Origin of the sequence: Pseudopedobacter sp., assembly GCF_040392825.1 — a bacterium.
Taxonomy (GTDB): Bacteria; Bacteroidota; Bacteroidia; order Sphingobacteriales; family Sphingobacteriaceae; genus Pseudopedobacter.
The window spans coordinates 1-3,775 of the sequence record NZ_JBEBVH010000334.1 but is presented as its reverse complement, the minus strand read 5'-3'; the positions used below and the strand labels follow the sequence as shown (position 1 = coordinate 3,775).

The 3,775-nt window shown below is 38.7% G+C and carries 3 protein-coding genes; 2 read left to right on the top strand and 1 reads right to left on the bottom strand.

What is annotated here, in order from left to right; translation table 11 throughout:
• The coding region (locus ABWO41_RS16495) for a 3-keto-disaccharide hydrolase (RefSeq protein WP_353140371.1) at nucleotides 1–769 on the top strand (769 nt) is incomplete at its 5' end.
• Between the two features lie 107 nt (nucleotides 770–876).
• Here ABWO41_RS16495 and ABWO41_RS16490 read toward each other — a convergent pair.
• On the bottom strand, nucleotides 877–2,106 hold the full coding sequence (locus ABWO41_RS16490) for an MFS transporter (RefSeq protein WP_353140369.1): 1,230 nt from the start codon (nucleotides 2,104–2,106) through the stop codon (nucleotides 877–879).
• Between the two features lie 426 nt (nucleotides 2,107–2,532).
• Between ABWO41_RS16490 and ABWO41_RS16485 the strand changes: the two genes are divergently transcribed.
• Nucleotides 2,533–3,775 (top strand): PAS domain-containing sensor histidine kinase (locus tag ABWO41_RS16485; RefSeq protein WP_353140367.1); only part of this gene is annotated, 1,243 nt, incomplete at its 3' end.

Sequence of the window (3,775 nt, the reverse complement as noted above, 5' to 3'; positions counted from 1 at the left end):
CACCTTAGTAGGATACTTTGTAAGTCCTTCGGGCAGTGCCCGTCCTGTGTCAAAAGTAAATTTTGATAATGGTAAGTTTAGTTTTACCATTCCGCCGCAGTGGGAAAGCGGAGATAGAGATTTTATAATAGAAGGTGAATTAGTGGGTTCTGGAATTCAGGGAACTATGGTTACTAGTGAAGGTAAAAAATACAGCTGGAAGGGAGTGAAAGCCCCCTATCTAAAACGAAATGCTGCACCGGTCTGGGGTAGACCCATTGATCTATTCAATGGAAAAGATTTAACGGGCTGGAAAGCACTAGGCGACAATCAATGGGAAGTAAAGAACGGGGTTCTTACGAGCCCGCGTTCAGGCGCAAACCTGATCTCCCTACAAAAATTCACTGACTTCAAATTACATGTTGAGTTTAGATACCAGAAAGGTAGCAATAGTGGGGTGTATTTAAGAGGTCGCTATGAAGTACAAATAGAAGATAGTCCAAAAGACGCTCATCCTTCAAGCGTATTGTTCAGTGGAGTTTATGGGTTCTTAACACCAAGTGAAATCACGGCTTTAGGACCTGATCAATGGCAATCTTATGATATTACATTAATCGGCCGAATGGTTACTGTAGTTGCTAATGGAAAAACGGTTATCAGTAATCAGGAGATACCTGGTATTACCGGCGGAGCATTAGACAGTAATGAAGGCGAGCCAGGACCAATTTACATTCAAGGCGATCATGGTCCTATTGAATTTAGAGAAATAACGATAACACCTACAGATTGATAATATAGATCTGGCAAAACAAAAAAACAGGACGTAAAAAGAGGGGCTGTTATCCGAAAAACAACAGCCCCTCCACATATTTCAGAGCATCATATAAAAAAAGCGAATTAGCTTGCCATCGCTACCGTATCATTTTTTGACCTTCTTTGCCAGAAATAGAATATGGTAAACAACACAATGAGTATTGCCGGAAAGGTAACCATTTTCGCCAGCGTATCTTGACCCGATGCTAGTTCTAAAGCTGACCCTGTTAATCCAGCAGCTATATTCTCAGCCCTTGATCCATCAATCCAACTACCGATAATGGGCTGGAAAATAGACGTTGAAAACATCCCTACTCCACCAATGACGGACATCCCCAAAGCGCCACTTAAAGGAACGCGCTGAGCTACTGCACCAACCATTGTAGGCCAGAAATAACAAACACCTATCGCGAAAATCACAGCCGCCGCATAGACAGAAGGTCCAGTAACTGTACTAAATAAATAGATACCGATAGTCGCAAAAACAGCAGAGCCCAACAAAACACCAGTCTGGCCAAACTTGTGGACAACTGGACCTGCAAAAAATCTACCAACCGCCATTAGACCGGTCACCAATGCCAAAATCAGCATTGGACTAGCGCCACTGCTGCTCATAATAAGCCCCACCCACTGCTGTGTGCCAAACTCAGAGATAGCCGTAAGCGCCATACAACAGAACAGAAATATATAAACTGGCGTTAACATTGCTTTAAAATTTTCAGTAAGAGAAGTAACCCCTTCCACTTTTGGTTTTGGAAATGCTTTTCCGTAAAACAGTACCGCGTAAATAATGGTAGGAATCATTAATACCCACATTTGCGCCTGCCAGCTCGCTCCAAAGTCAGTCATGAATTTGGAAATCAAACTGCCAAGAACAATTCCCCCCGGAAACCACATATGGAACCGGTTTAACATCTTGTTCATTTTAACACCGGAGTACGTATCTGCAATCATAGGGTTGCAGGCAGCTTCTGTACATCCATTACCAAAACCGATAAAAAGCGTCGAGACAAGCAAAAGTGCATATCCTCCTGAAAAAATCGTTAAAATAATTCCCAAAGTATGGGAAACAAAAGCCACTCTCATAATATTTTTAGGACCAAAAGTATGATAAACCAGTCCTCCTATAATCATGGAAATAGGAAATCCCAAAAACCACATAGAATTGATAAATCCTAGTTGTTCAGCAGTCAGGTTAAATTCCTCACCAAGTTGAGGTAGGATGCCTGCCCTGATGGCGAAGGTGAAAGCTGTAGTGATGAGTGCAAAGCAACTTCCGTTAAATAAGGCACTTTTGTTAATGTTCTCGTTCATTTGTATCGGTTTTGGGGTTTAACAACTATTTATAATTTGAAATATCATTCATTTCCAATGCACATCTGCAATTCATACATTCAGATGTAATCAATGTTTCTGACAGTGTAAAATATAATTAAATAGGCTCTTGAAAATACTCATCAGAGCACTAACAATTACATAAATATACAAACTTTTCGATAAGTGAAAAATTTAAAAACCGCTTTTCGCAAGGTCGGTTAATAAAATTGAGAAAAAGGAATGGAATAAAAAGAAAATGGCCTCATTCTTTTTAGTGTCAATTGGTTATATATTCATTAATTGGTATGAATTTTGAGTTCCAGCACCAGATAATATCCTGTATGTACCGTACTAATATCGAATTATATAAAAAGACCATCTCTCCTGAAAAGAGGTTCTTGGATAATGACTAATACTTCTTCCATGTATTTACACCCCGTATTTAAAAATGGTCTTCAAAAGAAAACAAGAAAAAGTTCAAGAGAATTAGCTGCTCATTTGCAAACGTTACTTACCTCCTTAGAAGATATTGTGTTTGAAATTGACGGGAATCAAACCTTTAAGAACGTCTGGGTATCTGATGAGGCTGTATTATTCATACCTAAGGATCAGATCATTGGTAAAAAAGTAGCAGATGTGATGGGGCCACAATCTTTAATGTTCACAGAACCCATAGATACAGTGATCAAAACTGGCGAGGTACACGAAATCACTTATAAACATCTCGATAAAGCCATCAACAAATGGTATAAACTAAGGATAAAACCCGTAGTTAAAGCTTCCGATCTTTCAAATTATGTACTGGTGTTAAGCATACAGGATATAACTCAACAAAGACTGGCTGAATTGGTATTGCAAGAAACGAAAGAACGATTTGAATCAAATAACGAATTGCTAGATGTTAGTCAAAAGCTTAGTCAGACGGCGGGATGGGAATTCAGTTTATTAACTGCGAAAGTTTTCTGGACACAACAAGCATACCTACTATTTGACGTAAATGACAATTTCGAACCCACATCTATTAATTGTCTTTCCTTTTTCCCAGAACAGGAAAGACAATTATTGAAGGAGCACAATGAACGTGCAATTTATCACAAAATACCGTACGATCTAGAGTTAAAGATCATTACCGCAACCGGGATAAACAAATGGGTACGTGCTATCGGGGTACCGGTAATTAAGAATGACGAAGTAATCATGCTAAGAGGCGCGTTAATGGATATTACCTTAAAAAAAGAAAATGAATTAGCGCTAATCAAAGCAAAAGATCTTGCAGAAAGTGCTTCCAAAGCCAAATCAGATTTCCTATCCATCATGAGCCATGAAATAAGGACACCTTTAAATGGTATTATTGGTATTGCCAATCTTTTGAAGCTCAATCATACCCATGACCAGAAAGAATATATCCACGATCTTATTTTTTCGGCTGATCATCTATTGCAGTTAATTAACGATGTATTGGACTTTGCCAAGGTAGAAAACAACAAACTGGAGCTTCAATTACGAGAAGTAAACCTATTTCAGCTGGTAAAGGATATAAAAAAACAGTTTATCCCATCTATCCTGAGAAAAGACATTCAGCTAAAAAACTTCATAGATGATAATATACCCGAAAAAATTATCGCTGACCCGATTAGACTGGGTCAGATACTAAACAATCTTATCA